17 protein-coding genes and 2 pseudogenes are annotated in these 24,652 nt (G+C 51.3%); 6 read left to right on the forward strand and 13 right to left on the reverse strand.

Translation table 11 applies throughout. The features are described from left to right. Positions 1 to 203: 203 nt before the first annotated feature. From AC6I8I_RS23435 to AC6I8I_RS23445, 3 genes and pseudogenes are all read left to right on the forward strand, one after another. Positions 204 to 575: pseudogene (locus AC6I8I_RS23435) on the forward strand (VENN motif pre-toxin domain-containing protein); the annotation flags it as partial. Positions 576 to 829: 254 nt separating this feature from the next. Continuing rightward, complete coding sequence (locus tag AC6I8I_RS23440; RefSeq protein WP_312056710.1) at positions 830 to 1,345, forward strand: O-acetyl-ADP-ribose deacetylase; 516 nt, start codon at positions 830 to 832, stop codon at positions 1,343 to 1,345. Positions 1,346 to 1,835: 490 nt separating this feature from the next. After that, positions 1,836 to 2,840: a LacI family DNA-binding transcriptional regulator gene (locus AC6I8I_RS23445; protein ID WP_497828959.1), complete on the forward strand. Its 1,005-nt coding sequence runs from the start codon at positions 1,836 to 1,838 to the stop codon at positions 2,838 to 2,840. Here the strand turns inward: AC6I8I_RS23445 and AC6I8I_RS23450 are convergent. From AC6I8I_RS23450 to AC6I8I_RS23465, 4 genes and pseudogenes are all read right to left on the reverse strand, one after another. Beyond that, the gene (locus AC6I8I_RS23450; RefSeq protein WP_497828960.1) at positions 2,833 to 3,717 is read right to left on the reverse strand and encodes an NAD(P)-dependent oxidoreductase; all 885 of its coding nucleotides are present in this window, start codon (positions 3,715 to 3,717) and stop codon (positions 2,833 to 2,835) included. The genes AC6I8I_RS23445 and AC6I8I_RS23450 overlap by 8 nt on opposite strands. A gap of 57 nt (positions 3,718 to 3,774) precedes the next feature. Beyond that, entirely contained in the window at positions 3,775 to 5,130 is a 1,356-nt protein-coding gene (locus tag AC6I8I_RS23455) for an NAD(P)H-dependent oxidoreductase (RefSeq protein ID WP_031377937.1), read from the reverse strand. Between the two features lie 34 nt (positions 5,131 to 5,164). Next, positions 5,165 to 6,523, reverse strand: coding sequence for an MFS transporter (locus tag AC6I8I_RS23460; RefSeq protein WP_497828961.1), 1,359 nt, complete (start codon positions 6,521 to 6,523; stop codon positions 5,165 to 5,167). Between the two features lie 578 nt (positions 6,524 to 7,101). Then, a pseudogene (locus tag AC6I8I_RS23465) lies at positions 7,102 to 8,033 on the reverse strand (Rpn family recombination-promoting nuclease/putative transposase). 409 nt (positions 8,034 to 8,442) lie between these two features. Here AC6I8I_RS23465 and AC6I8I_RS23470 point away from each other — a divergent pair. Next, on the forward strand, positions 8,443 to 8,730 hold the full coding sequence (locus AC6I8I_RS23470; RefSeq protein WP_312759926.1) for a hypothetical protein: 288 nt from the start codon (positions 8,443 to 8,445) through the stop codon (positions 8,728 to 8,730). A gap of 65 nt (positions 8,731 to 8,795) precedes the next feature. Here AC6I8I_RS23470 and AC6I8I_RS23475 read toward each other — a convergent pair whose 3' ends face one another. From AC6I8I_RS23475 to AC6I8I_RS23490, 4 genes are all read right to left on the reverse strand, one after another. Beyond that, positions 8,796 to 10,415 (reverse strand): cholesterol oxidase substrate-binding domain-containing protein, encoded by a 1,620-nt coding sequence (locus AC6I8I_RS23475; protein WP_497828962.1) that lies wholly within the window; start codon positions 10,413 to 10,415, stop codon positions 8,796 to 8,798. 21 nt (positions 10,416 to 10,436) lie between these two features. Further along, complete coding sequence (locus AC6I8I_RS23480) at positions 10,437 to 10,673, reverse strand: phage holin family protein (RefSeq protein ID WP_409519818.1); 237 nt, start codon at positions 10,671 to 10,673, stop codon at positions 10,437 to 10,439. Positions 10,674 to 10,796: 123 nt separating this feature from the next. Beyond that, positions 10,797 to 11,249, reverse strand: a complete 453-nt coding sequence (locus AC6I8I_RS23485; RefSeq protein ID WP_497828963.1) for a winged helix-turn-helix domain-containing protein — start codon at positions 11,247 to 11,249, stop codon at positions 10,797 to 10,799. A gap of 850 nt (positions 11,250 to 12,099) precedes the next feature. Next, entirely contained in the window at positions 12,100 to 13,065 is a 966-nt protein-coding gene (locus AC6I8I_RS23490; RefSeq protein ID WP_497828966.1) for an Rpn family recombination-promoting nuclease/putative transposase, read from the reverse strand. A gap of 596 nt (positions 13,066 to 13,661) precedes the next feature. On the opposite strand from AC6I8I_RS23490, the gene AC6I8I_RS23495 reads away from it, so the two are divergent. Beyond that, the gene (locus tag AC6I8I_RS23495) at positions 13,662 to 13,871 is read left to right on the forward strand and encodes a YdgH/BhsA/McbA family protein (protein ID WP_312056173.1); all 210 of its coding nucleotides are present in this window, start codon (positions 13,662 to 13,664) and stop codon (positions 13,869 to 13,871) included. Between the two features lie 205 nt (positions 13,872 to 14,076). On the opposite strand, the gene AC6I8I_RS23500 is transcribed toward AC6I8I_RS23495, so the two are convergent. The 4 genes from AC6I8I_RS23500 to AC6I8I_RS23515 form a co-directional block, all read right to left on the reverse strand. Next, positions 14,077 to 14,625 (reverse strand): NADPH-dependent FMN reductase, encoded by a 549-nt coding sequence (locus tag AC6I8I_RS23500; RefSeq protein WP_312760129.1) that lies wholly within the window; start codon positions 14,623 to 14,625, stop codon positions 14,077 to 14,079. 34 nt (positions 14,626 to 14,659) lie between these two features. Then, positions 14,660 to 15,778, reverse strand: coding sequence for a porin (locus tag AC6I8I_RS23505; RefSeq protein ID WP_497828964.1), 1,119 nt, complete (start codon positions 15,776 to 15,778; stop codon positions 14,660 to 14,662). Between the two features lie 658 nt (positions 15,779 to 16,436). Further along, complete coding sequence (locus tag AC6I8I_RS23510) at positions 16,437 to 22,007, reverse strand: ATP-binding sensor histidine kinase (RefSeq protein ID WP_497828965.1); 5,571 nt, start codon at positions 22,005 to 22,007, stop codon at positions 16,437 to 16,439. Continuing rightward, complete coding sequence (locus AC6I8I_RS23515) at positions 22,004 to 22,390, reverse strand: response regulator (protein WP_312760124.1); 387 nt, start codon at positions 22,388 to 22,390, stop codon at positions 22,004 to 22,006. The genes AC6I8I_RS23510 and AC6I8I_RS23515 overlap by 4 nt, the downstream gene beginning before the upstream one ends. A gap of 504 nt (positions 22,391 to 22,894) precedes the next feature. Here AC6I8I_RS23515 and AC6I8I_RS23520 point away from each other — a divergent pair. Then, a complete protein-coding gene (locus AC6I8I_RS23520) occupies positions 22,895 to 23,104 on the forward strand; it encodes a YdgH/BhsA/McbA-like domain containing protein (protein WP_312056177.1) in 210 nt (69 codons plus the stop codon). 62 nt (positions 23,105 to 23,166) lie between these two features. On the opposite strand, the gene AC6I8I_RS23525 is transcribed toward AC6I8I_RS23520, so the two are convergent. Next, on the reverse strand, positions 23,167 to 24,627 hold the full coding sequence (locus AC6I8I_RS23525) for an amidase family protein (protein WP_497828923.1): 1,461 nt from the start codon (positions 24,625 to 24,627) through the stop codon (positions 23,167 to 23,169). Between the last annotated feature and the right edge of the window lie 25 nt (positions 24,628 to 24,652).

Here is a 24,652-nt window from a genome sequence, read left to right on the forward strand (position 1 = left end):
AGTGTTGCTTGCCTCATTAATTGTCTATTTTAAAAAGGGTTTTTTCCCCTTTAATTGGGGTGATGTTTTTGCATCTTTCTTTGAATCTGGATATGTAGGTGGCCTTATTTTAGGTATCGGGATTTGGATAAAAATCTGGTTAAAGGAGAGAAAAAGCCGGAAAACTCCGTCTGAATGAATGCTCGATTCCAACCCCAGCGGCTAAGTTTGTTGTTGAGAATAACTATCTGAGCCAGAAACAGCAGGCTCAGAAGGATAAAGAAATTGCTGAATGCCAGACAGTAGCCTGCAAAGCGGGAGCGCAGGCGAAATGGACGGCGATTGACATGGGTCAGGATGGCAGCTTTGCGGCGGGTATGGTGGCCGGGGTTCCGGCAGGTCTGTATGACGCTGTGAACAGTATCGTGAAAACAGCCAGCAGTCCGTCGGTGGAAACCTACGAAGCATTGTAGACGCTGTTTAACAGCGGCGATGTGCTGGGCAATGTCTCGGATGCGGTGAAGCACTCCTACATTGACCGTATCGACCGGATGGAAGCGCAGTACCAGAAGGCCGGAGCCAGCGGATCGTTTAATACCGATCATGCTTCTGCCTGCATGATGATTAGCTATCCGCTTTCAACTACCACCTTCGCTTGCTGCCCTGCCTTCAAACCGTGCATCTTCCACTCCTGGTATTTACTCTATCCTGTAGTGAGCACTCAATGCACGTTGATGGCAATGATCCGTAATGAAAAATCTGGACATGATTGCTATTCCTCTGACAACAACGAAGCGCAGAATCGATGTTCACTGAGCTAATCACTAAAGTTAAAAAGCAGGGAAATACGATGAATAAAATAACCGTAATTCAGGGTGATATCACTAAAATCGCGGCAGAAGCGATTGTCAATGCCGCCAATTCTTCGTTACTGGGTGGTGGCGGCGTTGATGGCGCAATCCACCGCGCAGGCGGGCCGGCGATTCTGGCTGAGTGTCAGGCAATCCGCAATCGTCAGGGTGGCTGCAAAGTCGGTGATGCCGTTATTACCGGCGCAGGCAATCTGCCCGCTGATTACGTCATCCATACCGTTGGCCCGCGCTGGAGTGATGGAAGACATGACGAAGATGCACTGTTAAGAAGGGCCTACCTGAGTTGTTTTAAACTCGTCGACCAGCATGATATCAAAACGGTTTCGTTTCCCAACATCAGCACAGGAATTTATGGTTTCCCTAAAGAACGTGCCGCGGCGATTGCCTTAGAAGTAATCAAACATTGCATCGCTGAGAACAGCAAAATCGGCAAGGTTAACTTAGTCTGCTTTGATGCGGAAAATTATGATCTGTATCTTCAACTACTGGCCTGAGGATTGGTGCGGGCAGGTCAGAGGATGCGTTTATTAGCCAGGACAAACGTCCTGAAGGGCAGCCGCACTGGCATCCTGATGAAGAGCAGTGTCTTGGTTGTTGAGAAGGGGCCGCCCTGCCGAATGCTCTCTGAAGCTTAATTTTTCAAATCTGCCGCCGGGGCAGCTGAAGGGCGCCAGAGCGACGCGACAGGATATCGACAGGGTAAAGGGAATCACCCGTCACGCTTAAGACTGCTCCCCATGCCGAGGACTATTACTGGCTGCGCGTGGATCCTGGTGTGACAGATCTGCCGGAAAAGAGTTTGGCTAAAGCCCGGACATCTCAAAACAGCCTTAATAACCTCCCGCCAGCACAACCCCCTCCAAAGCTGAGTAATGCAGTCTCACGCCTGCTAAAGAAGGCTGATCACTGAAGAACGTTTATCTTATGAAGTGATTAATCTAACATGACCTTAGCTAACCTGATGATGTGAGGCTGAGTGTTGCGTTGACAGAGAAAAAGAAAAGTACCATCAAAGAGGTGGCGGCCTTAGCAGAGGTCTCTATCGGTGTGGTTTCTCGGGTATTGAACCCCGGTTCAGGTTCAGTATCTGAACGCACCCGTCAGCGTATTCTGGAGGCAATGCAAACGCTGAATTACACTCCTCAAAGTGCCGCTCGTGAGCTTAAAACCAGTCTGAATAACACTATCGGCCTGGTTGTAGCAGACATCGCAAACGATTTTTTTTCTGAGATCTCCGATCTCATTGTCCGTCGCGCCAGAGAAATGGCGATGAATGTCATTTTGGTGACTACCCAGGAAGACCCGCTACTGGAGCGGGAAAGCTTGAGTATGTTAATGCAAAAGCGGGTTAAAGCCATTATAGCAACGCCCACCAGCGCAAATAGCGATATGTGGCAATCCATTAGCGAAATGGGTATCGCTATTGTTTTCATCGATCGCTACCTTAGCGAGGTGACACATGCCAGCGTCATCGGCTTTAACAATCAAGCTTCCGCTTGTGAGGCAACCCGTTATCTTGCTCAGCAAGGCCATCGCCGTATTGGCTGGATAAGCGGACCGCTGAACACCTCGACCTCTTTGCAAAGGCTGAAGGGTTATAAACAAGGATTGAAAGAGTATGGAATTGACTGGGAAAAACAGTATGCGGTAGTGAAGAACTTTCGTGATCCGCTAGCCAGTCAGGCGCTTGATGAGTTGTTATCGCTTGAGGAACCACCGACTGCAGTCATTATTGGAAATACGTCGATTGCACCGATGATTATGTCGCGCATCCGGCAGTTGAAGCTCTCTGTTCCTGAAGACCTCTCGCTGATTGTTTACCATGACAGCCACTGGAGCCGTCTCCTGAGCCCGTCAATAAGCGTTATCAAACATCCTCTTGAAGCGTTGGCCGATAAGGCACTATTAAGTCTCTCCGTTGAGAAGCAGACGACCTGTGAACTAAACAGCACGTTAATCAAACGTGAGAGCGTGGCCCGGGTTAAATAGTCATGCCGTTTAAACGCTGAATTTGCCTGATAATGGCGCAGTGATCTAAGTCGCCATCGCCAGCTTCAATCATCTGGCTGAAAAGCTGGTTCACCGTTTCAGTCAGCGGCAATGTCAGACCAAATTGCTCAGCCAGCGCCACACTACTGCGCGTATCTTTAAGCTGCCACTTTGCCGCGCCGCGGGCCTTAAAGTCCTGGTTTACCATACGTTCCCCTTGCTGTTGCAGCAGGGTTGAGTCAGCAAAACCACCCAGCAATGCTTCCCGCACTTTTACCGGATCGGCTCCGCCGCGCTGGGCAAGGGTAAAGGCTTCCGACAACAAGCTTAGCGTGCCTGCGACAATAATCTGATTGGCGAGTTTTGTCAGCTGACCCGCGCCCACCTCACCGACCCGCGTGACTTTTCCCAGCTGAGACAGCAGCGGGCGTAACCGGTCAATAGTTTCTGCCTTACCACCGGCCATCAATGACAATGTGCCGTTTTCAGCTCCCGAAGTGCCTCCTGAGACAGGCATATCGATATAGTCCGCCTGTGCTGCGTTGGCTTTGTGTTGCTGCTCAAGCACAATCTGTGGCGACAGGGTGCTCATCATAATGATGACTGCTTTTTTCTCGATGTGCTTCAGCGCATCATCGGTAAAAAGAACATCGTTACAGGCTTGCGCATCGCTCAATAAGCAGATGATGACATTACTGCCTGCTATTAACCGGGCGGGCGTGTCTACCGCCGTAACGCCATACTTTTCCAGTGCATACGCTTTATCTTGAGAACGATTCCACACCGTAACGGAATAACCGGCAGCGGCTAAGCGCCGCGCCACTGGCTGTCCCATTAATCCGGTGCCAGCCAAACCAATACGTATTTCTGAAGCCATGTTGTTCCTCCTGACATTACCCGCTACTGCAACGTCAATAGCGGGTAATGTCACTGTTTATAATCCTGCCAGACTGACCATCTGCTTACGCAACTCGACGATATCCAGATTGTTATCAAACTGAACATCTGAAAAACGCACCGCTTTGTCTTTGGCGACATCTTTCACCAGACGAACGTGATGCGCTAATCCCATAGGTAACAGATCCTGCGCCACGCTGATGTTAGCAGGCAGAGCATTGGCCCAGACGGTAAACCCACCTTCGCCATCCAACATTTCGCCCGCTTTGAGGTCTCGTTTAGCCGTTGCGACAGCATCACCCCGGAAGCTTAAAGCCGAACCGGTGGCTTCATTACGCAGCACCGCAGAGAGAATACTGATGCTGGTTTCAAGGCCAATGAGATGGAAAGGGCGCCACATAGAGGCATACCAGCCACTGGGATCGGTCAACAGTCCGTACTGTTTAAAACAGGCGCGGCTGTATTCATCCCGGGCTTTAAAGGTGACAAATACGCCATAGCGAATGTTGTTCAGTACCTCCCTGCCATCTGGCTCCTGGCTGGCAGCAATATCCACCAGACCGCTACGGCTCAGTCGCCCACCGTCAGACTCAGGTGAGAAGACCCGCGCCAGGTCATGCACACCGGCTGGAGGGAACGCCAGTCCGTTATCAGGACAATCCAGTCCGGTAGCGTTGGCCACCGCCGCCATTTCAATTGCCGCTTTGGTGCCGTCGGTGAAGGAATTGTACATCTTTGGATTAAAGTCTCCGGCCGCCACTTCTTCTTCGCTCCAGCCGAAAAATCCCCAAACTGTATCCGGAGTAGAATAGCGATAGCGTGGTTCAAAGTTCATGCCTTTGCCGGCCGCAACAATTTCAAATCCACAGGCTTTGGCCCAATCCACCAGCTCACAAATAATGGCGGGTTGATCGCCGTACGCCATGCTGTAAATCACACCATTTTGACGTGCACGCTCAGCGATTAACGGGCCACACAGCACATCGGCCTCAACGTTTACCATCACCACATGCTTGCCATGTTCAACCGCATGGAGTGCATGACGCGTTCCCGCCAGCGGATGTCCAGTGGCTTCAACAATGCAATCGATCTGCTCGCAGCGGAACAGTTTTTCCGCATCCTCAACCACACAGGTTGAACCTTCGCGTAACGCAGCCTCGATAGTTTGTGCCTGATACTGAGATTCAGGCCAGCCCACGCGCGCCAGAGCTGCACGGGCTTTACTCACGTCAAGATCGGCAATGGCGACCACCTGTAAACCGTCCAGATGGCGCAGTTGGGCAAGAACCATCGACCCAAATTTACCTGCGCCAATGATGCCAACCCGGATCGGTTGTGCTGCACCTGATTTCACGGCACAGGCACGCTCAGCTAACAGTGCTGCTAAGTTCATTTTCTACTCCTTGACAGGGTTTGATGCGTGGGATTTAACGCCAGCCAGCGACCTGACGGCGACTTTTACTCAGGAGATAAATCAGTAGCGGCGAGAACAGCACCAGAATCGATAACAGATAGAGGCCGTTTTGTGATTTACCGGTAAGAGAAATAGTGAGACCCACCAGGAAAGGGCCAAAGAAACCGCCAACATTCCCGATAGAGTTGATGAGCGCCAGGCCACCCGCAGAACCCTGGCTGGTAAGGAAGGAGGCGGGCAGAGTATAAAACGTCGGTACACATGCCAGCATACCAACAGTCGAAAGCGTCAATCCCAGCATGGATATGACGGGAGAATCGCTGATAGCTGCGACCACGAAACCGACAGAAAACAGTAGCGAAGGCAGAATGAAATGCCAGGTGCGCTCGTTGGTTTTGTCAGAATGATTTGACCACCAGCACATCACCACGGCACCCACGATATAGGGAATAGTGCCAAGCAGTCCTACCACCGTGTCTGAATAGTCGAAGCGTTTAATAAACTGCGGCATCCAGAAACCGAGACCGGTTAAGCCAATGACCGTAAAGAAGTAAGCCAGGCCTAAGATCCATACCCGCCGGTCTTTGAACATCGCTTTCAAACCAGAGTGGCCCACCGCTAATGTTGCCTGCTGCTCTTTTTCCATCAGCTCCTGATAGGCCTGACGTTCCTCAGGCTTAAGCCAGGAAGCTTTAGCCGGTTTATCCGTGAGGTAAAGAAAAACGATGACCGACAAAATTACCGGCGGACATCCTTCAATTAAAAACAGCCACTGCCAGCTTTCCAGTCCACCCACATCATGGAAATTGTCGAGAATATATCCCGATAAAGGATTGGCAATAATAGCGGCCAGCGGAACACCTAAATAGTAAATGGAGAAAACCCTGGCCAGCTCTTTTTTGGGAAACCATGTGGTGAGATAAAAAACAATACCAGGCGCCAGACCTGCTTCGGCTACACCTAATAAGAATCGCAGGATACTGAGACTCACCACACCTTGTGCGAACGCCATCGCCATCGAAATAACACCCCAGGTGATCATGATCCTGGCTAACCAGAAGCGTGCACCATAACGTTCCAGCAGAACATTGCTGGGAATTTCAAACAGGATGTAGCCAAAAGAGAAAATGCCGACAGCGAAGCCAAAATGCTGAGGCGTTAACCCTAAAGACTGGTTCATGGTTAATGCCGCCATGCCGATATTAGAACGATCAATAAACGCCAGCAGATACATCATCAGGATCAGCGGCATTAAGCGCATCCGGGCTTTTTTGATCGCGCCACTGGCCAGTGATGATATTTCTGGCTGAGGATGATCCGGCATCACATCAATGCCGACCAGTGAATTATCGTACTCTTCTACGTGTTTCATGATGTATCCCAGTAGAGTTATAACCCCCGGAAATATCACGGAAAATGCATATATACCGCGACGCCTGAGTCGAAAAGTAAAACGTTTTACTTTTTGCAAGTTTTACGACAGAGCGGTCAACAGTCAAGGGATGAAAGCGTGAAGTTAAAAAATTGTGACTGAGTTAACGCATAGCGATCGTCAAGGGTAATGCGCTTTGGTACGAGGACTAAAATCACTCCTCTGGCGTTTAAACAGCGGCGATCATAACGTTGAGTTTTGGCAGTTCTGGCGCTTTGGCCTTGTCATCAAGGGCAATCACTTGCCAGCCGCCGGTATCCTGATGAGGGAAGGGAGGCTGTTAGCTAACCGGGTTTTAACAGGCAGGATTTGCTCAGTCGCGTGCCCACAAACGTTATCAGTTACGTGCACACAGGGAAGCTACCGATAAGGCGTGATGTCGGTCTCATTTCCGATTAAATGCTGCTGAAGTCCATGAGATTACTGAAGGCGCAGAAGGGCCAGGATATCACCGAAAGGGGGACAGTGAGGCTGAGGCTGACGGCCGGGTAGTGCGGCCGGAAAAACTAACCAATGAGTCAGTGACGGATTTGTGCCAGTTCATCTTCCGTCAGGCCTGTCATTTTCATGACGGTGCTCTGATCGATGCCGTTCTGCAGCATGGTACGCGCAACTTCGAGTTTGCCTTCGTTTCGGCCTTTTTCGATGCCGCGCTGTTCACCCAGCTGGATACCTTGCTCGATACCCTTCTCGATGCCCTTCTGCTCAAGCTGCTGTGCGATGGTCATATGTGCGTCTCCGTGTTGCGGCACACGCTGTGCCAGTTCGCGTACAAAGGCCTCGGCATCAGCTGTTTCGCCTGCCTGTACAATACCAGCGATATCACCTGGGATGAAGACAGATATCCGGCCAGCAGAATGGGCGCCAGCCTGTCCACCAGTTCGGCCAGATCGCGCTGATGAATGTGCTTCTGCAGCAGGGTCAGGGCAGCCATACTGCGATGGTCCGCGATTTCATCATCCGGAATGACGGTAACATCAATCAGCGGAAAAGCCTGGCTATAAAGTCTGCCTGCCAGTTCCGGATCGTCAAACTCATCCAGCCATCGTGTTGAGTGCGGATACGGACTGCGTTTACCTGTGTAAAACAGCACCGGGATCACCAGTGGTAACTTTTTATGGCCCGCCTCAAGGTGCCGCTGCATTGCAGCCACCGCATAGCGGATCAGGCGAAAGGCCATGTGCTTATCGGGTGAGGACTGGTGCTCGATAAGCACGCGAACATAACCCTCACCGGCTGTGGTTTTCAGGCTGTAGAGCACGTCACTGAAATACTGGCGGAGATCATCCTCGACGAACGAACCGGATTCCAGCTTCAGCGTACTTAAGTCACAGATAGCACGCAGCTCAGCGGGCAGATGGAGTTCCATGAAATCACGGGCGACATCCGGGTGGGTCAGAAACTGCCGGCTGTACCGTAGGGGAATCGCTATAGCTTCTTTCAATGACATTTAACATAATCTATATTTTGCGCACCTGATTTAACTATTCAGAACGTGATGTAACAGATTTCAGGTCGGACTAAGCTGGAATATTCTCACCGGAGAAGCTATTAAGTTCCATATAGGGCAATGGTCAAGGCACAGAGCGTTTTCGTTATGGGATAATCTGTATTGCACACTGCACCTTAAATTATTAACGATATTTTTACATAATTGAAACCCGAGCCTCTCAAAAGACATCAGAGATAACGCTTTGATGAATCAGGAAATTATAATCATGTGATAAATGTCACCTTTATTAAATTATAAATGCATTTGGTATTGTATATATTTTCCCCACGTATAAAAGTAAGCCTGCAGTTAAAGCTGTGATGTATTTTAAAAAATGTCTATTAATTCAATATAAAAGGATTTGATTGTGCGAGAACTTACTACAAATGAGATCGAAAATGTCTCTGGTGCGTTTTTATTTTCTTTTCTTGGTGAAACCATTATAGATGCAGTTAAAATTATTAATGATGTTTTAAATACAAACCTGGTGTCATCAGTAGGTAGATTTTTTGATGCTATTGGTCTTGGTAGTATACATTACGCCGCTGATTCTATTGGCTATGGGATTTTTTCGGCAATAGCAGGGATCGGTGCACTTCTTGGCGGCGATGCAGAAAGAATTGACTATCACTTTAATAATGAATGGGGTGCATAGTATAGTTTGATTTATCTCAGGGCATACAGACACCGGCGTGAGTGTCTGTATGCCCTGACATGAAGTTAACTACTAAAAATCTTGTCAATTAATGGAGAAAAGTAGATATGATGAGGATCGTATTTTTCTAAAGTTTTGACTGCAAATTCCCATCCACTATCCTTATTTAAATCCGCAGTAAAGCTATCAGGAATACGCTCTTTTAAAACCTTTTCATTTTCCCAGGCTCCTGATGAAGTGTAACCCCAGCCTTTACTCCATTCTACTCTGGCCATTGCATAATCACCGGCATAATGACTAAAAATCCATTCTTCCATTTCACTATAAAACTTTAAAGCATCCGGGGTGTCAGGCAGAGTTAAAATATCCAGCCATATAGCGACATCCCATTCCGGGTGTGAATCAACAGGCCGGGCTGCTGATAACGCAGGCGGTAATACACCTGGAACGTTAGTATCTGTTGGAAAATCTAAACCAGTAACACGCACTTCAATCGGACCATTCATTGGGTACGAGTTTACTGCTTTATATTCATTAACCATCATTTCATACCTGATCATGAATTCATTAAGCACTTGTTGGATATTAGAACGCCTGGTTATAATGGCATATCCATTTGCAGTAACGCGAAGAGTATCAGGTTTTACATACATCAGTAAATCTTTACTCCATCCCCATAAATCACCACTGATAGTCGCCCCTAACCCTGTATTTACCAGGGTTAGCATCGTGGCACCTAAAGTCGGCGTCAGCTCTGGAAAACCATTAGCTATTTTTTTCACCAGGTCAGATATTTGAACCGGAATTGTATCAGAAAAAGGATAATTGAATGGGGAATGTACTGGCTTGGATATGGTGTTGTATGTCGGCGAGTTAGTCCAGACTTTCAACCACGGCTTTGTCGTAAAAGGAAACCAGATGATTTCTGCCCGGCCTGCTTTATTTAAATAGTAGCTGAAATTTCGCGGAGTACTCTCATCCTTGCTAAAAAGCTCCTGGGCCGTTATGTTCATAAAGCTCTGACATCTGAGACGCTTGTTACGTGGTACCTGCAGCGTAACTTCGAGAATGAACGCACGCCCTACGTGGACCAGAAAAGCAGATGTTTCTGCATTCTCTCGCTTGAACTCCTTTATCACATAAAGTTGGCTGTTTTCATCCCATACAATAGCTTTTAATTCAGTAATGCTGTTGCTGACCGATCCCCAGCTGCCGCCGTCCGTTAATGCTTCATTCAATGCGGGTATACATGTACCATGCCCTCCGATAGCGAGTACACCTCCCAGTGAGAGATCACCGGGCGCGGGCATGGCGTAAAAACCCAGTTTCTTTTTCTCAAGGGCTGTAGCTAACGCCTCCATTTTGATGCCGGTTTGAGCAGTAACGTACCCGTGATCCCCCTGTTTCGTGATAGTTAAAGAGTTAAGGTGTTTAGCCATATCGACGAACACAACATCTTCATTTTTATCACCATTATCGATGGTTAACCTTGACCAATTGTGTTGATTTCCTAGCGGCCGAACGCGGCACTTGTTCATCTTTGCCCAATTAATGACCGCCACTAATTCTGAAGAATTTTTAGGTGCGCACGTAAGAACGGCTTTACCTGAGGTTTCTTTGGACCAGTTAATAAAATCAGTATGATAATTACCTATTGGGAAAGAATTTTTACCTGTTACGTTCATTATAAACCCTTATTCAAAATATTATGAATATCCGGCAGCTATGACTTTGCTGCTGAAAAAAGACATTGTCCCGCATAAAAACATCGCCCTGTATATATCAGTTTGCAGATAAAAACATAACGCACCTATCAACATGCCAGAGAATAGAGACAACGACATGTCAGCAAAGAACCGAGAAGATTCTGAAGTTAGCGTTCTTCTTTTGTAACCATTTAAGTATTTAGTTAACCCCCCTAAGAAAGACGTTAATAAAACCATAAGCCAGTTTATTATTTGTAAGTCGAATTGCAAAGCCTACCTCCTCGTTAAGGGTGAGCAGTATTAATGCAACTTAAAATTACCTGACAGGGAGATAACCCTCAATAAAAAAATAAATATTTATCACTCTATTTGCTCTGTGTTATAAATCACCGACTTTATTATTGCCTTGATTAAAACACCTCTGCAATTAAAAAAAACAACTTTGCGGTTCATTTTGGTGTAAACACCCTCTCTTTTCGAATAGCTTATAGTCATTGGTATTTTTATTTCTTTCATTTCCCTCCTTACCAGATATATGAGTTGTGAGATGTTATGCGCTGCGATCCCTTTGCATCTATTCCCCCACACATATGAAACAACGGTTTCATTATCAACCTGCATTATTTTTCTGTTTTTTACTAACAATTCAAAAAGAAGGAACTCCTTCTTGCTCAGTGAAATACACTTCCCGTGAAATATAATGCTTCTGTCTTTTTTATCTATAAAAACTATCATGTACGCATCTTCCTTGTTGTTGTTACCGCGATAATAAATAGCAAATGTCACAAGGAAGTACATTAAAAATTTACGCATTGTAGTCAATTTTATGGTTTTTTGTTTTTTTATTAACTTTTATTTTTTGTTTTCCATGGATTTATGCATTTATGCATACACACCTTATAAAATGAATGTTTATTTCTCATCTTAGCCTGAGTTTTAAAATGCTGTGAGCATGAGTAAAATATAGATATCTTACTTACATTTCGGTTGGTGAGTCGAGACGAATATAATTACTGGCGCTCTGTCCTTCATAATGAATCCACACTCGTTAATAGAGGCAAGAGTAATATGCAAAACGGCAGAGTTATCCTGCTTAACGCTTGCGACAGGAGTGGAATTAGCAGCAGGGTGTAAGAGTTAAACCGGCTCTCTGGATGAGATTGCGCGCTGGCTACATACTCAGCGGCGGACTGCAAATATCAATTCAGCAAAATGGCCGTCATTCAGCTCTGAAGGGATTTGTACAACCGTTAGCGACCTTATGCCGTTACGCGGCATCGCAGGGCTTCCTGCGCGCTGCCAGTGCCTTACAATCTGGCCGATTACAGGCTTTAAACCTGTCAGCTGCGCTATCTCTGACAGATTTAATACAAACTAATCCTTACTTAATTGGCCGGACATGTTACAGGTAAGTCGCCATTGATACTGACAGGGAATGGCCTGCCACCACCAGTCAGTGATTCCAGACTGCGGGGACACGGACTGTTCCGTATACACATAGGAAGCTACTGGTAAGACATTAATGGGGTCTTATTCCCGATTAAATGCTGCTGAAGTCCCTGAGATTACTGAAGGCGCAGGAGGGCCAGGATATCACCGAAAGGGGGACAGTGAGGCTGAGGCTGACGGCCGGGTAGTGCGGCCGGAAAAACTAACCAATGAGTCAGTGACGGATTTGTGCCAGTTCATCTTCCGTCAGGCCTGTCATTTTCATGACGGTGCTCTGATCGATGCCGTTCTGCAGCATGGTACGCGCAACTTCGAGTTTGCCTTCGTTTCGGCCTTTTTCGATGCCGCGCTGTTCACCCAGCTGGATACCTTGCTCGATACCTTGCTCGATACCTTGCTCGATACCCTTCTCGATACCCTTCTGCTCAAGCTGCTGTGCGATGGTCATAAGTGCGTCTCCGTGTTGCGGCACACGCTGTGCCAGTTCGCGTACAAAGGCCCCGGCGTCAGCTGTTTCGCCTGCCTGTACAATATAGTGTACCAGCGATATCACCTGGGATGAAGACAGATAGCCGGCCAGCAGAATGGGCGCCAGCCTGTCCACCAGTTCGGCCAGATCGCGCTGATGAATGTGCTTCTGCAGCAGGGTCAGGGCAGCCATACTGCGATGGCCTGTGATTTCATCATCCGGAATGACGGTAACATCAACCAGCGGAAAAGCCTGGCTATAAAGTCTGCCTGCCAGTTCCGGATCGTCAAACTCATCCAGCCATCGTGTGGAGTACGGATACGGACTGCGTTTACCTGTGTAAAACAGCACCGGGATCACCAGTGGTAACTTTTTATGGCCCGCCTCAAGGTGCCGCTGCATGGCAGCCACCGCATAGCGGATCAGGCGAAAGGCCATGTGCTTATCGGGTGAGGACTGGTGCTCGATAAGCACGTGTACGTAACCCTCACCGGCTGTGGTTTTCAGGCTGTAGAGCACGTCACTGAAATACTGGCGGAGATCATCCTCGACGAACGAACCGGATTCCAGCTTCAGCGTACTTAAGTCACAGATAGCACGCAGCTCAGCGGGCAGGTGGAGTTCCATGAAATCACGGGCGACATCCGGGTGGGTCAGAAACTGCCGGAACGTGGCATCGTGAGGAGTTGCTGTGCGGTTTTTCTTCTTCATCCGTTCCGGCTCTGAAAAATAACCGACGTATGTTACCACAGGCATAAAACCGTCAGTATGGATGGTGAAAAGACCCGCTACTCCCGCAGGAAGCCATTCGGGTTATTTTTAGCGTTTACGGACATACTGTTTCATCGCGTAACCGCTGATAAATGAAACACAATTATCTTTGCTCGCAGGGGGCCAAGCCAGAGGAGTGATGGAGTCATAAAATACCGTCAATACGGCAGGGAAATGTTATAGCTACTCTCGACATTATTTAGCAATAATCACATTTTTCGCATTTATATCTCTGGCATTTCCATTCTTCTTTCCAGACAGCAGCATCCGTTCAGCCAGGCCTTAGCACCAGTTACCGCCAGATAAAACATGCCCTCACTCCGACGGCACCACTAATCCGCCGCTCTCAAAAGATGCGGCCACGCATACTAAAAAAACCGCCTCTGTTTAAAACTTTCTGCCGCAAAATCATCATTCATATTTTTTGATTAAGCAAAGCAATAAATACCGATTTTCATTATCAGGCCTGTTCTCTATTATTCATTCCATCGAGGCACAACGCCTCACAAACTAAAACTCAACTTCAGGAACTGGCCATGAAAAACTTCAAAAAATTCGTTGTTGTCGCTGTACTGACCTTTATCTCATCAGCAAGTTTTGCGCAGACCGTAACCGCGACAGCCTCCACGCTGGATGGTGCGGAAGCACAAATTGCGGCCCGGGCAAAAATGGCCGGTGCGGATTACAGTATTACCGAGGCTTACAGCGGTAATCAGGTCCATATGACCGCGCGACTGATTAAATAATCATGGTCGCAAAAGGATTTGCCAGAAAGGGCTGCCGTCAGGCGGCCTTTTCTGGTTTTGCGGGTTGCTGAAGCGGTATATAAATTTCACGCCGGCCATGCCATCAGCCAGATTCTGGCTGCCCGTCACTGCCCCCTTTAAATGCCTTCCGCAGCACCTGTTTTGTACAGCAATACGTCGGAGCTGCGCTTAAAGAATGCCGCGCTTATTTACCTGCAAAATCTCTGAAAGCCACCAGCTGGCGTGACAGGAATTGACGGGTAGATTGATCGGTCAGGATACCGTCTGTAACCTTATCACTGACTTCACCAATGATAGCCTCCGGCTTGTTGAGGATACGGGCATCGAAGTAGCCAAGGATCTGTCGCAAATGCAGTTGCGCCCTTACCCCACCCAGCTTGCCGGGCGAAGCAGACTGAATCAGTACCGGCTTACCGGCGATCGGCTGAGGTGATACCCGGGACAGCCAGTCGAGGGCATTTTTGAGCACGCCCGGAATCGAATGGTTGTATTCCGGTGTGATGATAATCAGCCCGTCGGCTTTGTAAATTGCCTCAGCCATCGCCAGCACTTCAGTTGGAAATCCTGCTGCTTCGGTGTCCTGGCTGTAATGCGGGAATAAACCTGGCGATCCTAACGGCTCAAAAGTGACACCTTCAGGTGCCAGTTGCGGTAGCGCGGCTGCAATGGCGGCATTAAATGAGCCGGCGCGCAGGCTGCAGGTTAGCGTGACAAACTTCAGGGCAGTATTCATGGTGATCCTCATTATTCAGTAAACAACGGCACAATCAGAACTGATAAACCAGGCCGACGGCCAGAATATCATCGGTGGATACGTCGGCCTGTTGAGAAAATTCGCTGTTATCAATCAGGTTGAGTTTGTAATCGACGTACGCCAGCATATTGCGGTTAAACAGGCAGGAGCCGCCAAAGTCGATGAACTTCACCAAATCCTGACTACCGTAGACGCGGCCATTACCTGCCGCGCCAAGGTCTTTTGCCCGGGACTGGCTATAGGCGATAAAAGGAACCCAGCCGGTATCAAAGGTATATTGTGCAAACAGTTCGATGATATCTGACCGGTTAGCGTAGCCATAAATCCCGGTTGCACTGCTGCTGCCAAACCGCGAGGCATTGAATGCCTGCGTATACATCACCGCCAGATAGAGGTTGTGGGCGTCATATTTAAGCGACGCAGAGTAAGCTTCCGCTTTGTCGCCCTCCCCCATAATCCCGGCGTCACTGTTCTGGGCAGCGGTACGACCGGAACGGGTTAACGCTCCCACCGCTTTAAAACCTGCGCCAAAGGAATATGAGGCAGAGACGCCGTATCCCTCACCATTCTGACGCAACACATCCCGTGTACCCGGTTCACCCGTGCCGCTATTTTTCCCCTGATACTGCAGGGCAAAATCCAGACCGTTCACCAGGCCAAAGAAATCGGTGTTGCGATAAGTGGCCAGGCTGTTTCCTCGCCGAAACATAAACTGATCGGTGTTATAGGTTTGCGCATCAAACTCGGGCTGCATGTCGGTCTGGCTCAGCGCGTCATACAACACGCCGACATTGCGGCCATAATCAAATGACCCGTAGCGACCGATCTTAATACCGGCAAAACCGAGGCGGGTGAACAGACTGTTGCTGTCACTTTCTGACTGGTTAGTGTTGAACTGACCCTGCCACTGGCCATAGCCAGTGATCTGCTCAGCGATCTGGCTTTGTCCTTTAAAACCTATTCGCATATAAGACTGATCGCCATCCTGGCTTTTGTCACCACTTATATAACGCAGCCCGGAAACCAGACCATACAGGTCAATCTTATTCCCGTGGTTATTATAAATTTCAGCGGCGGACACTGGCAGGGTTAAAAAAAAAGACGACATTAGCGCCAGATAATTCGCTTTCATTCATTCCTCATAGCCTGTTAAGACCGCTAGCCGGCCTCGTCAGACAGGTTCACGTCGCCGCTGATTGCTTGATGTCAGGGCAATAAATTTCCGCAAGGGGAGACAAAGGATTATCAGGCACGAACGGGGAAAAGAGAAGTTATACAAAGGGATAGGTATACCAATGGATAATAGCTAAAACGCTTAATCTGTTTCCTGCCGTTCGCCCGGACAGTGTGACGCCGCCACAGAATACGCATCTCAGGATGTTCAAATTAACTGATTTACTTCAGCATAATCTCTCTATTTTAAACCGGGTCCTGAACGCATAACATGCATCTCAATGACAGCGGTTATCGGCTTGCTGAATATCACCGCGAAAATACGCGTTAAACAATATAAGTGAAAACTTAAACCGTTTCCTCGCCTGCACGACTAACACGACTGCTGTGTGGATAAATAATTCTGCCGCCTGACAGCCGACTATTAAAAGAGATAATTACCGTGAATATGCTGAAAACCTGCGTTGTGCTGATCGTTGTTGGCCTGTTTTTGCTGATTATGAAGAAATACGCCAGGCCGGCGGGATAGTGACAATGATAAACCGGCGGGCGGACGCGGCCCGTCAGCCTGTCCGCTCGCCCTGCCCGGTTCTGCGCTCAACACAGTGGGTCCGCAGTCAGGCAGTCGTCTCTTTTCCTTCTAATGGCAGAGTGAACCAAAACAGGCTCCCGCCCTGCGGACGGTTTTCTGCGCGTAGCTCACCGCCGTGACGCTTAATAATCTCATTACTGATGGTCAGTCCCATGCCCATCCCTTCCGCTTTAGTGGTGTAAAACGAATCGAATATTTTTCCAATCACCGCTTCAGACAGACCCGCGCCGTTATCAGCAACCTCAATGCGAATCACCTTAGCGGAAGGATGTGAAGAGGCGATGCGTAAATGGCGCGCACCGATGTTGTCAGCCATCGCTTCAATCGCATTGATCACCAGGTTGAGCAACACCTGTTGTATCTGAACGCTCTCACAGAAAACGTCGTCGTTTTCTGCCGCCAGATCCAGCTCCAGTGAGACAAACCGACGTTCCAGCTCCAGACGCGACAGAACGATAATATCGCGGGTAATCTGGTGCATTTTTGCCGGCGCAAATTCAGCAACCTGATTACGCGTCAGCGCCTGCAGTCCGCGAATAATGTCGCCAGCCCGGCGGCCTTCCCGGATGATCTCATCAAGGCTGTGACTGGCATTGTCAAGATTCGCCGGGTCACGTTTAAGCCAGCGCTGGCTGGCTCCGGCATTGGCCACGATTGACATCAGTGGCTGATTAATCTCATGGGCAATCGAAGAGGTCAGCTGGCCGACGGTGGTTGCCCGCGCAACGCGGGCCAGTTCCGCCTGAGCGATGCGCACCGCATCTTCCGACTGGCGCTGAGCCGTAATATCGGTGAGCGTACCAAAATATTCTGCCACCTCTGGCCAGTTTTCATTGGGCTCGCCGATGCCTTTGATGTAGCGGCATTCACCGTCATCGCGAATGATACGAAACTCAGCCTGCATCACCGTCCCTTCCCGCACGCTGGTTTCGATCAGCTCCCTCAGACACAGAATGTCATCCGGATGAACGCGACTCTGAAACTCAACCATCGAGGTCGTCGCCTGCTGCTGTGGCAGTCCCATAATGCGTTTATATTCATCGGAGATGTACTGAATGTCGGGTTCAAGATGCCAGTGCCAGGTGCCGGTATGACTGATTTTCTCGCCGAGCATTAAAGAAGTCTGGCTGGCGCGCAGCTGCTTCTCAATTTTGCGGCGTTGAATATTCTCATCAACCAGCTCGGCGTACAAACGAGCCGTCTCAAGTGAGACCGCAGCCTGCGCCCCCAGCATTGAAACGATCCGCGAGTGATCGGCGGTAAACACGTCTGGCATCAGGCGGTTTTCCAGATAAAGTACGCCCACCATCTGCGCCTGTCTGAACATCGGGACACACATCACCGCCGCGCCGGAGGCAACCAGATAGTTATCCTGACTGAAGGGGCTGAACACCTCTGGCTTACCGGTACGGATCTCCTGCCCGGTACGGATCACCGCAGAGAGCACCGACAGCGGCAGATCGGTGGCGACCGGCAACTCACGAACAATTTTGACCTTAACGCCGTCGACGGTGGTCGAAGCCCTTGCCTGGATTTCCGGGATATTGCCGTCGACCAGTCGAATCAGCATGCAGTGCTGGGCACCGGCACGCTCCACCAGCATCATCATCAGCACATGAATAAGCCGGTCCAGATTAATCTCTTCTGTCAGCGCTCGCATCACCGTCACCATACTTTGTAAATCGCCGATCACCGCACTCTGCTCAAACGGAACGGTACTCAGCGCGGTCTGCGTTGCCTGGCTGGCCAGCGCCGGATGCTGCATCTCCAGCTGGCGAACCTTAGCCCCGGCTCCCCAGCGATCCCAGGCGGCGATGGCCCCTTTGATGTAGGCATCGCCAGCAAACGTCATATTACTGGCATAGGCCATCCGTGCCGCCAGTTCGCAGGTCAGCCCGTTAATATGATGAAACTGCCCTTCGCGTGACAGCACGATCGCCTGTTCAAATTGCTCAAACGCCGGTGCGGTTTTCCCTTCCAGACGAAGCCACTCGGCGCGCAGCAGCGCCTCTTTATCGGCGAACGTTTTGCTGTTTTCGTTTGACCAGGTCACGATCCTGTCGAGGTGCTGCTTCAGCTGCAGTCGTAACTTATCCGTCATCGCCCCGCTTTTAAGCGGCACGGTCAGCGAAAGCGCGCTGTAGAGATGATAATCGAGCATATGCACATGCCCCGGTATACGTGCGGTGAACGGTTCGGCCTGCTTAAACCATGCCTCTGCCGCCGCATACTCACTGGCAAAGAAGTGGGCCATCGCTTTATAAAGCCGGGACCAGAACTGCATCAGGTAGATAGGTTCAACCGCCTGTTCAGGTTTAACCACCGCCAGCACCGGCGGCTGAAAATCATCACCGGTGAAGATAGTGCTGCGCGGCTTGCGCAGGAAAAGGACGTAGTCCAGCTGCATCCCGAGGATCACTTCCACGTCGCGGTATTGTGCCTTTCTGACAAACTGCATGCCTCGCGCAATCGAGGTGTGTACGCCATCAAGATGATCGCCGCGCGCCAGGTAATTCATGACGATGTGCCGCAGTGCCAGACACGCTGACGTCCGGTCGCCGGTTTCAACCCCCACGTCAAAGGTGGCCTTCGCTCGCTCGATGGCATAGGTCAGCGGCATCGTCCAGATACTGACCTGATCGAGCGGCAGCAGCGTCCGGGCCTTAAAGCTGACAAAGTCATGCTTATAGACCAGCTCGCGCGCCAGTAGCGTACTGGCAAAGCCACGGCTGTACTCATCATACTGGTCGCCGCACACCACGCCATACCACGCCAGCGCCAGCGTCGAGGCGCCACTTAGCCCACGCTCCATTGTCAGATGCAGCAGCTGGCACAGGATCATAAAGTGCAGTCGCGGATTGATGAACGCGGCAAAGGTACTGGCGCTGGCCAGCAGATTCATCACCGCTTCGGTATTTTTACAGTCGACCCGGGCCAGCGAACGGAAGCGGGCATAGGGATTTTTACCCACCGCCTCCTTCAGCTTCACTCTGGCCGCATCGCACTCCGTCTGGTCCGGATGACGGTTCAGATGAATGCCAAACACCGCCAGCCAGGCGAGCGCGGTCTCCAGCGCCAGCTTGCTGTCCGACTGACGCATATGAATTTCAGCAATCAGGCAGGCCGCACCGGCTTTATCGGCGGCGTCGCCGGGTGAAGACTGGACCCGGGAGCTTAAGGTCAGTGCGGCGGGCAGATTGCCGTTAAGAAATTCGCATTCCGCCTCTTCCAGCAGAAATTCGCTGCTTCCGGCATCATCGGCGTCGTTGTGCAGTAAGCGGGCGGTCTGCAAATAGCGCAGCGCCGAGAGGTAATCACCACTGGTTTTTGCCCGCCGGCTGGCGTTGAGCAACAGCTGGCAGAACGGCCCGGTCTGATGCCGCAGAAGCGTAATTTTTTTAACCGCCAGCAGGTGATGCGCCGCCCGGAACAGTACCGCATTAGTGATGTCGTGCTGCGATTGATGCATGTAATAGCTGGCAGCAGCGCAATGGAAAGCATCTTTGTCTGCATCCGGCAGAAGATTAAGCGCCGCCGCATGCACGCTGTCATGCATAAAGGCATAGCCCTCCTCATTGCGGCTGACCAGTCTGGCCGTCACCGCCGGCAGCAGGATCGCCTCGATCTCCGCAGCGGAGACGGCCAGAATCTGGCTCAGGACCGGCAGCTCACCGGCACTGCCCAGCAAGGCCAGCCTACCCAGCATATGCCGGGCCGTCAGCGGTAGCGAGGCGAGGTGCAACAGTACGCTGGCCGCGACGTTGGCGGTGTAGTGGCTGTTTTTCAGCGCCTCTGCATCGTAGGTCCATCTGAACGGCGCATGGTGGGTGATTAACCCCTGCTGCACCGCCTGGCGGAAGAAGTCATGGGTAGCAAGCGGATTACCGCCGGTTTTTTCGTGGATGACCTGTGCCAGTTCAGCCGTCGCTGAACTGCGGGTATGAAACTGCCCCGCCAGCCAGCCCGCAATACTTTTTTCCGACAGCGGCTGGGGCGTGATCGCCATGATGCGCGGGGTGCTTGCGCAGAGCTGGTTCAGATTACCCGCGATAAGCGGGCAGGGTAACGAAGTGATATCCCGGTGCGCGATCACCAGCAGCAGCGGGATATCCTCTCCCTGACTCAGCAGATTTTGCAACAGCAGCAGCGTTGCCTGATCGGCCCAGTGGCCATCATCAATAAGGATGACCAGCGGCCGCCCCTGGGCGGTAAACGCTTTTACCAGGCTACAGGCAACCAGATTAAAGCGATTTTTCGCATCCAGCGTATGCGAGTGCGGTAAAACTGCCGCTTTCTGATTAAGCAATATTCCCAGTTCTGGCACCAGGTTTACCGCCAGTCCGGCGTAGGCACCCAGCAATCGTGAAATATGCGTTTTCCAGCGAACCATCTCTTCAGCAGGCAGGCCCAGCACGTGCAGGGTTAGCGTCCTGAAGGCGGCGGTGAAAACCGTATAGGGTAACACCGGCGAATGCTGTTCGACTTTCACCAGGGTGAGTAAGGTTTTCCGGCTGCGCAGCAGTTTAAGCGCTGAAGCGATCAGCGAGGATTTCCCGGCACCGGCAGCACCACTGATGGTCACCAGGCTGTGTTTGCCGCTGTTGCTGACCTCATCAAATGCCGTCATGATCTCATTGGCCTGCGGATGATCGCTACACAGTGAATCGGCTGACAGACTGGCGGCAGGTGAATCCTGCAGTCCCAGCGTAAAGGGCTCAATCATGCCATCCGGCTGCAGCGTGGCCGCACAGCGACGAAGATCGGCCAGCAGCCCATCGGCGGTCTGATAACGGTACTCCGGCGATTTGGCCAGCAGTCGCAGGATGATGGAGGAGAGGATCACCGGCACGTCAGGACGCAGCAGATGAGGCGGCAATGCTTCCGAGGCGATGTGATGGTGCACCCACTCCGCGTGGCCGCCCTCAATGCTGCCATAAGGCAGTCTGCCGGTCAGCAGCTCATAAAGCACAATGCCGAGACTGTACAAATCACTGACGTGACTCACCTGATGGGCTGAACGGGAGGTGTGTTCGGGCGACATATAGGCAAGCGTACCGCCCGTTACCGGCAGTCGCTGCTGCTCGGGCAGCGGATTATGCAGCGAGGAGAGCCCGAAGCCGCCGAGATAAACGCGATGATCATCGCTCAGAAAGAAGTTTGCCGGTTTGATATCACCGTGCACCAGTCCCTGTTGATGAACCTGGCTCAGCGTAGTGCACAGCCTCGCGGCACAATCGAGAAAGTCAGAGAGGGTGCCCGGCGGCATGCTTAGCACATCCGTCAGGGTGCGGTAATCAAAAGCGGGATAAATCAGCGCATAACGCCCCTGGTAATGGGTGTGCCATTGCGGTTTCAGCGCCCAGCTTTCCGCTAACCGGTCACGGAGGGCATATTCATTTTTCAGCAGCTGCGTGACATGAAAGACCGACGCTTCATTGCCTGCGGTCGCCAGCACAAAGGTGTCACCGGCGGTGGCGTGCCGGCACAGCAGCCAGTCGATATTGCCCTCCTGTGCCAGCGGGCTGAAAAGTATATCCTCTGATAGTGCGATTTCATCGTTTTCTGCTGAATGTAACGCCTGCGGATTAGTACTCATTGGCGGGCAGCCCTTGAGGAGAATTCCTGTCGGATATGTTCAAACAACGTATCAATTTCGATCGGCTTTGGCAAAAAGGCAATCGCCCCCAGGTTGATGGCATAGCGCAACATGGTGTCGTCACCGTTGCCGGAAATGATAATTCCCGGCGGATTTTCAATGCGCTGGGTCAGGTTGATAAACAGCTCAAACCCATTCATGCCTTTCAGTTGCACATCAATGATAAAAAGCGCGGCACTGGCTATCGCGGCTTCATCACACAGCAGAGATTCTGCCGACTCGAAGGCATTGGTCAGATAGCCCTCAGACTGGAGCAGATTAGTCAGACCACTCCGAACAGAACGTTCATCATCAATGACGACAATACGCTGCGACAGCTGCATGCTGTTTTCCTTAAATAAAGCTCAGGCCTGTGTCAGGCACGTCCCTGGCAGGATTTGTCACCTGAGAACGGTGGAGTGTTGCCGGTTTTAGCGGAACAGCAGGGGTAAAACGGCGGGCGGTTCAGCCGGTTTCGCGTCCGTCTGGCGGGTCAGTCTGTCAGCCAGGCGGCAGAACCGGTCACGATCGCTGAGTCGTTAGCGGAATCGGCCCGATCCGCCCTGACGGTCAGTCATCCACTAACGCCCGAAAGCCTGCCGGTTTCCGGTTGCGTAACGGTCTGGTGTCATTGTAAGAACCTTTTTTTCTTCGGACTATTATCTTTAGGTATAACTATCCCGACCGGTAGCCTGGCTTACCCTGCGTTGCTGGCCAACCGGATACATCAATTTTTTTGATTTACTTCAGCATATTTTCGGGATGTTCATCGCCGCCTTCCCTGCGTATTCTTCATTCCATCGAGGCACGATGCCTCACAAACAAACGTCAACGCCGGGAAAATCGCCATGAAAAACGTCAAAAATTTCGCTGCAATCGTCGTCCTCTCACTGATTTCAACCGTCAGCTTCGCACAGACGGTGACAGCCACTGCCTCCACGCTTGATGCAGCCGAAGCGCAGATCGCCGCCAGAGCGAAAATGGCGGGTGCCAGCTACAGCATTACGGAAGCCTACAGCGGAAATCAGGTCCACATGACAGCCCGTCTGACTAAATAATCGCTGTGTTTTGCGCAAAGGGCTGCCCACGGGTAGCCCTTTGCTGTTCGGTTTTTTTCTAATCAGTGACTCAGCGACTCAATCTCAGTGACAGCAGGCATCAGACGTTTGCCGATGACGCTTTCAATGGCTTTGGCAGCCTGCAGCGTCGTCGCATCCTGACCCGGTGCGGCGTATACCGTAACGCCGAACGGCAAGCCTGCCGCATCTGCACCTGCGGGGATCGCCACCACCGGTGCGCCCGCTTTCCCGGTGCATTTTGCCGCTGCCGACATCGGCGACAGCAGCACATCTGCCGGTCCGTTGTTCAGCGCAGCCAGAATCCCGGCGTCCAGACTGAGGGCAATGTCCTGCCGCCGATCGTCAATATAGGCTGATGAGCAAAGATCCGGCGCGGCATCTGTCGCTTCAAGCAGAGACTGTCCATAAGGAATGCTGTGCGGATGTGCGTTGTTCCACGTGATAATGTCCTGCAGAGAGCGCATGCCGCACGGCTTAAGTGCCATAAGCAGGCGGTTGAGACCGGCACGAAACTCCGCGCGAAAAACGCAGGAGCGTACGCCATTCAGCTGTTCTGCCGCAGGCAGATCGCAGGGATCGACAATCACCGCCCCTGCCTGCGCCAGCGCGTGCAGCAGGCGGTCAAACACGGCCTCGCGGTCGGGCGTCAGCACCGTGTCAGCGATAAAGCGGCGCGGGATGCCGATTCGCAGCCCCTGCAGCGGTTGATTGCGCTGCGTTTCAGCCGGAAACACGGCAAGCGTGGCGGTATCGTTCATATCCGCCCCACAGATCGCCTGATAAACCAATTGCGCGTCATCTACGGTTCGGGTCAGCGGACCAGGCGAATCCTGGCTGGCCACCAGCGGAATAAAGCCGTGACGACTGACGCGGCCCACCGTGGGTTTAAAGCCGACGATCGCACTGTGAACCGCCGGAGCCTGAATCGAATTTTGTGTTTCAGAGCCAATAGCAAACCCACAAAAACCGGCTGCCACCGCCGCGGCGGACCCGACGCTGGAGCCCATACCCCGATCGTATCGCCCGCCCAGCGGATGTCTGACCACGCCGCCCGCCCCGCTAAACTCAGCGGGCATGGTTTCGGCAACGAAGTCGGCAAATTCGGTCAGGTTAGTTTTTCCCAGCAGTACAGCGCCCGCGTCGCGAAGACGCGCCACAACCGTCGCTTCATAAGGCGGGATAAACTCAGCCAGCGCACGGGCACCTGCCGAGGCAAAGCTGCCGTCGAGGGTAAACGCATTATCTTTGATCAGATAAGGTACGCCGTGCAGCGGTCCTGCCGCCTGGCCGGCAGCCAGCGCGGCATCGGCACGTCTCGCCTCTTCCCGCGCCAGACGGGACACGGTTCTGACGCAGTTAATGCCGTCTTTACCCTGATCAAATCGTTCAATACGATCCAGGTACCATTCAGTGGCTTCAAGCGCGCTGATTTCACCCGCCGCAATTGCCGCACCGATCGCCCGTGCTGAGCCCGAAGCCAGCAACGCTGATATTTTTTTCATTACATTTTCCGCCTTTGACGCGCTG

The sequence above is a fragment of the Pantoea sp. X-Soil-YNGN-775 genome (genome assembly GCF_059730575.1).

Bases quoted from the DNA above. Each gene is read 5' to 3' on its own strand.
- AC6I8I_RS23440 (WP_312056710.1), top strand. From the start codon at position 830: ATGAATAAAATAACCGTAATTCAGGGTGATATCACTAAAATCGCGGCA.
- AC6I8I_RS23450 (WP_497828960.1), bottom strand. From the start codon at position 3,717: ATGGCTTCAGAAATACGTATTGGTTTGGCTGGCACCGGATTAATGGGA.
- AC6I8I_RS23455 (WP_031377937.1), bottom strand. From the start codon at position 5,130: ATGAACTTAGCAGCACTGTTAGCTGAGCGTGCCTGTGCCGTGAAATCA.
- AC6I8I_RS23460 (WP_497828961.1), bottom strand. From the start codon at position 6,523: ATGAAACACGTAGAAGAGTACGATAATTCACTGGTCGGCATTGATGTG.
- AC6I8I_RS23475 (WP_497828962.1), bottom strand. From the start codon at position 10,415: ATGAACGTAACAGGTAAAAATTCTTTCCCAATAGGTAATTATCATACT.
- AC6I8I_RS23480 (WP_409519818.1), bottom strand. From the start codon at position 10,673: ATGGTTTTATTAACGTCTTTCTTAGGGGGGTTAACTAAATACTTAAAT.
- AC6I8I_RS23485 (WP_497828963.1), bottom strand. From the start codon at position 11,249: ATGCGTAAATTTTTAATGTACTTCCTTGTGACATTTGCTATTTATTAT.
- AC6I8I_RS23490 (WP_497828966.1), bottom strand. From the start codon at position 13,065: ATGAAGAAGAAAAACCGCACAGCAACTCCTCACGATGCCACGTTCCGG.
- AC6I8I_RS23495 (WP_312056173.1), top strand. From the start codon at position 13,662: ATGAAAAACTTCAAAAAATTCGTTGTTGTCGCTGTACTGACCTTTATC.
- AC6I8I_RS23500 (WP_312760129.1), bottom strand. From the start codon at position 14,625: ATGAATACTGCCCTGAAGTTTGTCACGCTAACCTGCAGCCTGCGCGCC.
- AC6I8I_RS23505 (WP_497828964.1), bottom strand. From the start codon at position 15,778: ATGAAAGCGAATTATCTGGCGCTAATGTCGTCTTTTTTTTTAACCCTG.
- AC6I8I_RS23510 (WP_497828965.1), bottom strand. From the start codon at position 22,007: ATGAGTACTAATCCGCAGGCGTTACATTCAGCAGAAAACGATGAAATC.
- AC6I8I_RS23515 (WP_312760124.1), bottom strand. From the start codon at position 22,390: ATGCAGCTGTCGCAGCGTATTGTCGTCATTGATGATGAACGTTCTGTT.
- AC6I8I_RS23520 (WP_312056177.1), top strand. From the start codon at position 22,895: ATGAAAAACGTCAAAAATTTCGCTGCAATCGTCGTCCTCTCACTGATT.
- AC6I8I_RS23525 (WP_497828923.1), bottom strand. From the start codon at position 24,627: ATGAAAAAAATATCAGCGTTGCTGGCTTCGGGCTCAGCACGGGCGATC.